Source organism: Pseudomonas sp. JV245A (assembly GCF_032424515.1).
Taxonomy (GTDB): Bacteria; Pseudomonadota; Gammaproteobacteria; order Pseudomonadales; family Pseudomonadaceae; genus Aquipseudomonas; species Aquipseudomonas protegens.
On record NZ_VYKE01000261.1, the window covers coordinates 1 to 4,128 of the forward strand.

General features: G+C 64.2%; 5 protein-coding genes. 4 read left to right on the top strand and 1 reads right to left on the bottom strand.

Annotated elements, in window-relative coordinates:
• The first annotated feature begins 540 nt into the window (after positions 1 to 540).
• From folE to F6S12_RS30110, 3 genes are read left to right on the top strand one after another with little or no spacing between them, the layout of a single operon-like run.
• Positions 541 to 1,101: a GTP cyclohydrolase I FolE gene (folE, locus tag F6S12_RS30100; RefSeq protein WP_015635048.1), complete on the top strand. Its 561-nt coding sequence runs from the start codon at positions 541 to 543 to the stop codon at positions 1,099 to 1,101.
• Positions 1,102 to 1,629: a chalcone isomerase family protein gene (locus F6S12_RS30105; protein WP_315869714.1), complete on the top strand. Its 528-nt coding sequence runs from the start codon at positions 1,102 to 1,104 to the stop codon at positions 1,627 to 1,629. It begins immediately after the preceding gene.
• 24 nt (positions 1,630 to 1,653) lie between these two features.
• Positions 1,654 to 2,181 (top strand): DUF3833 domain-containing protein, encoded by a 528-nt coding sequence (locus F6S12_RS30110; protein ID WP_041117266.1) that lies wholly within the window; start codon positions 1,654 to 1,656, stop codon positions 2,179 to 2,181.
• A gap of 18 nt (positions 2,182 to 2,199) precedes the next feature.
• Here F6S12_RS30110 and F6S12_RS30115 read toward each other — a convergent pair whose 3' ends face one another.
• The gene (locus F6S12_RS30115; protein WP_315869715.1) at positions 2,200 to 2,655 is read right to left on the bottom strand and encodes a thiol-disulfide oxidoreductase DCC family protein; all 456 of its coding nucleotides are present in this window, start codon (positions 2,653 to 2,655) and stop codon (positions 2,200 to 2,202) included.
• Between the two features lie 208 nt (positions 2,656 to 2,863).
• Between F6S12_RS30115 and F6S12_RS30120 the strand changes: the two genes are divergently transcribed.
• On the top strand, positions 2,864 to 4,128 hold a 1,265-nt coding region (locus F6S12_RS30120), incomplete at its 3' end, for an Nramp family divalent metal transporter (RefSeq protein WP_230493604.1).

The following is a 4,128-nucleotide window of genomic DNA, read 5'->3' on the forward strand; positions in this document are numbered from 1 at the left end:
GGCCCCACCACCACGGGAAACCCCGCCAGCCAGCCAGCGACATTCGGGCCCCAGCGCTTGCTCGCCAGGGAGATCAACCACAGAAATCCGGGAACGGTCAGCAGTTTCAACAGCAGCATGGGCGCACTCGGCGGATGAACGGTGCGCCACGCTAGCATCCAACGAAGCGATTGGCGCGTATCTGCAGGCAGGGAAGTGGCCGGGAGTGAAGTGCAGGGTCGTTTTTTCTTGTACAGATAGAAAGTATTGAATCGATTAAAGGCTTATTTGTACAAGTATTTGGGCTTAAAAGGCATTTTTTGCCGATAAAAATTGTACAAAAATTAAATTGTCGTATAGGTTTTTAAGGTGTGGGATGTGCTGATAGCTGCTCAGTTTTTCAAGGGGCGGCGGTCGCTGCCCACGCTTTTTGGGCTCCGAGGTCAGGCCCGGGTGGAACCGGGGCAGGGTCAGTTAGGTGGTCGACCACCTCGGAGGCCTTTTTTCCTTGGCACGTGCAAGGAATTGCCCGCCCCGCCAGCCTTTCGGAAGCCATGCGCCATGCACGATCCTCTCTCCCAGCACTTTCACGGCATTTTGCAGGGGTTGGGTGAAGACCCGACCCGCGAGGGCTTGCGGGACACCCCGCAGCGAGCCTCAAAAGCCTTGCGTTATCTGTGCCATGGTTACGAAACCAGCCTCGAAGAACTGGTCAACGGTGCGTTGTTCAGCTCCACCAGCGACGAGATGGTGATGGTCCAGAACATCGAGTTGTATTCCCTGTGCGAGCACCATTTGCTGCCGTTCATTGGTCAGGCTCATGTGGCTTACATCCCCACCGGCAAAGTGCTGGGCCTGTCCAAGGTGGCGCGGATCGTCGACATGTATGCACGACGCCTGCAGATCCAGGAGAACCTCACGCGGCAGATTGCCGAGGCGATCCAGGAAGTGACCCGGGCGGCCGGGGTGGCGGTGGTCATCGAAGCGCGGCACATGTGCATGATGATGCGCGGGGTCGAGAAGCAGAACTCGCTGATGAACACCTCGGTAATGCTGGGGGCCTTTCGCGAGTCGGCCAGCACCCGCCAGGAGTTTCTTCAGCTGTTGCGCAGGCAGCCTTGAATGAAACGCAGGCGGCGAGTGGGCTTGGCCCGGTTGCTGTGGCTGCTGGTGCTGCTCAGCGCTACGGCCAGTGCCGGTTGGCAAGAGTCGTTGCCCAATGCGCGGCTGCTGGGCAGCGGCGAGTTCAGCTGGTTCGGCTTCAAGGTCTACACCGCGCGGCTCTGGGGCACGACGTTGCCATTGACCGCCGATAGCCCCTTCGCCCTGGAACTGACCTACCGGCGCACGATCAGCCGCGGCGATCTGGTGCAGACCAGCCTCGACGAGATCCAGCGCCTGTCCGGCAGCGCGGTGAGCCCGGCGCAACTCAAGGACTGGCAGGCGCAGATGCAGCGCGCCTTCGTCGATGTCGAACCGGGCCAGCGCATCACCGGGGTGTTCCTGCCCGGGCGCGGGGTGCAGTTCTTTGTCGACCAGCGCTTGCAGTACAGGGTCGAGGACGAAGCCTTCGCCCGAGCGTTTTTCGCCATCTGGCTCGACCCGCGCACGCGCAATCCGCAGTTGCGCGCACAACTGCTGGGCCAATAGCGGGCGCAGCACAGGAGATATTCCATGCTCAAGCAATACTTGCTAGTGCTGTGCCTCGGCCTGGTCGCATGCAGCGACACCGACGTCAAGCAGTACCGTGACCAGAAGCCCGAGCTGGAACTGCGGCAGTTCTTCAGTGGTCGGGTGGAGGCCTGGGGCCTGTTCCAGAAGCGCTCCGGCGAGGTGATCAAGCGTTTTCATGTGCAAATCGACAGCCGCAGCGAAGGCGAGAAATTCATCATGCACGAAGACTTCACCTACAGCGACGGCACCCGCCAGACCCGGGTCTGGACCCTGGTCCCCGCGGGGCCCGGCCTGTGGCGCGGGACCGCCGACGATGTGGTCGGCGAGGCCCGGGGTGAGGTCGCCGGCAATGCCCTGCGCTGGCGCTACGTGCTCAACCTGCCGGTGGATGGCAAGACCTACCAGGTGCACTTCGACGACTGGATGTACCTGTTGGACGAAAACACCCTGGCCAATCGTTCCTACATGACCAAGTTCGGCTTCGAGCTCGGGCAGGTGACGCTGTTCTTCCGGCGTCAGCCTGGCTGATTGGGCCGGGGCGGGGCCTCAGGACGGGTCGTCGAGAAAGCGCCCCTGGTGATCCGGGTTCGGCAGTAAACAGACGTCGAGACGGCCGAACAACCGATAGCGATTGCGGGCAATAAGGTTGTAGACCCAATCCCGCAGCGGCCGGGGAACCCCGCGCAACAGCCGCAGCCAGCGCCAGGGCGCCGGCAGTTGCGCCATCAGGCGGATAAACGCATCGGAGCGCTGGGACAGCCGGCCTTCCTCGATCAGCACCACGCTGTCGAACTGCTCGGTGGACAGGCCGAACCAGGCCAGCAGCGCCTGGCCCTGGGGCGATTGCACCGAGGCCAGCTTGATCCGCCGCTGGCTGTCGTGGCGGATGACAAAGCGCACCGAGGCATTGCACAGCTTGCACACGCCATCGAACAGCAGCACCCGGTCGCCGGGTTGCAGGAAAGGGGGCAGAGGTTCGGGGGGCGTCGCAGTGCTGTTCACAGGGCTACCTTGGGCCAGAAAATACTCACTGCCGAAGGTTTCGGCGCAGGGCACAACCTGTGCAGCATACTCGCCTTGGCGGGGTAAATTCAGGCTTGGGTGCCCGCATTGAAACGTCTAAGCTGGGCCCCTGCGCCAATCCGCCTGGGAAATATCCGTGAAATTCAGCTTGCCGAAAATCGCCACCGCGCCCTTTTGCCCGCCGGAGGTGGCGGGTTCCGTCGCCGTCGACCCCGGCGCTTCCCTGTGGCGCCGCCTGCTGCGCTTTGCCGGCCCCGGGCTGCTGATTTCCATCGGCTACATGGACCCCGGCAACTGGGCCACGGCCATCGAGGCCGGCTCGCGCTACGGCTACAACCTGCTGTTCGTGGTACTGCTGGCGAGCCTGGCGGGGATGGCGGTGCAGTGCCTGTGTTCACGCCTGGGGATCGCCACCGGGCGCGACCTGGCCCAGCTCTGCCGCGAGCGCTACAGCACCCGTTCGGCGCGCACCCAGTGGCTGCTGGCAGAGGTTTCGATCATCGCCACCGACCTGGCCGAAGTGCTGGGCTGCGCCCTGGCGTTCCACCTGCTGCTGGGGGTGTCCCTGAGCACCGGGATCGTCATCACCGCCTTCGACACCCTGCTGGTGCTGGCCCTGCAGAACCGCGGCTTCCGCCGGCTGGAGGCGATCATGCTGGCGCTGGTGGCGACCATTGGCGTGTGCTTCTTCATCGAGCTGCTGCTGATCAAGCCCTACTGGCCGGACGTGGCCCGGGGCTTTGTACCCTCGCTCTCGGCCATCGGCGACGCCGCGCCGCTGTACCTGGCCATCGGCATCCTCGGCGCCACGGTCATGCCCCACAACCTCTACCTGCACACCTCCGTCGTGCAAACCCGGCTGGTGGGCAACGACCGCGCCAGCCGCGCCGACGCCATCAAGCTGGCGCGGATCGACACCATCGGCTCGCTGGCCCTGGCGCTGCTGGTGAACGCGGCGATCCTGATCCTCGCCGCCGCGGCCTTCCACAACACCGGCCACAGCGATGTGGTGGAGATCCAGGACGCCTACCACCTGCTCGACCCGCTGGTGGGCGGGGCCCTGGCCAGCGTGCTGTTCGGCGTGGCGCTGCTGGCTTCGGGGCAGAGCTCGACCTTCACCGGGACCATTGCCGGGCAAGTGATCATGGAGGGTTACCTGAACCTGCGGATTCCCTGCTGGCAGCGGCGCCTGATCACCCGTGGGTTGGCCCTGATCCCGGCGTTCATCGGCGTCTGGCTGTTGGGTGACGGCGCCGTGGGCCAGTTGCTGGTGCTGAGCCAGGTGGTGCTCAGCCTGCAACTGCCGTTCGCCCTGTACCCGCTGATCCGCATGACCAACGACCGGCGCCTGATGGGCGAGTTCGTCAACCGCTGGCCGACCCGGATCCTCGCCTGGAGCCTGTTCGCCATCATCAGCGCGGCCAATGCCTGGCTGATCCTGCAAATGGCCCT

What these genes read in the sequence shown, in the direction of transcription:
- F6S12_RS30105 (WP_315869714.1), top strand. Translation starts at nt 1,102, where the DNA reads ATGAAACGCAGGCGGCGAGTGGGCTTGGCCCGGTTGCTGTGGCTGCTG.
- F6S12_RS30110 (WP_041117266.1), top strand. Translation starts at nt 1,654, where the DNA reads ATGCTCAAGCAATACTTGCTAGTGCTGTGCCTCGGCCTGGTCGCATGC.
- folE (WP_015635048.1), top strand. Translation starts at nt 541, where the DNA reads ATGCACGATCCTCTCTCCCAGCACTTTCACGGCATTTTGCAGGGGTTG.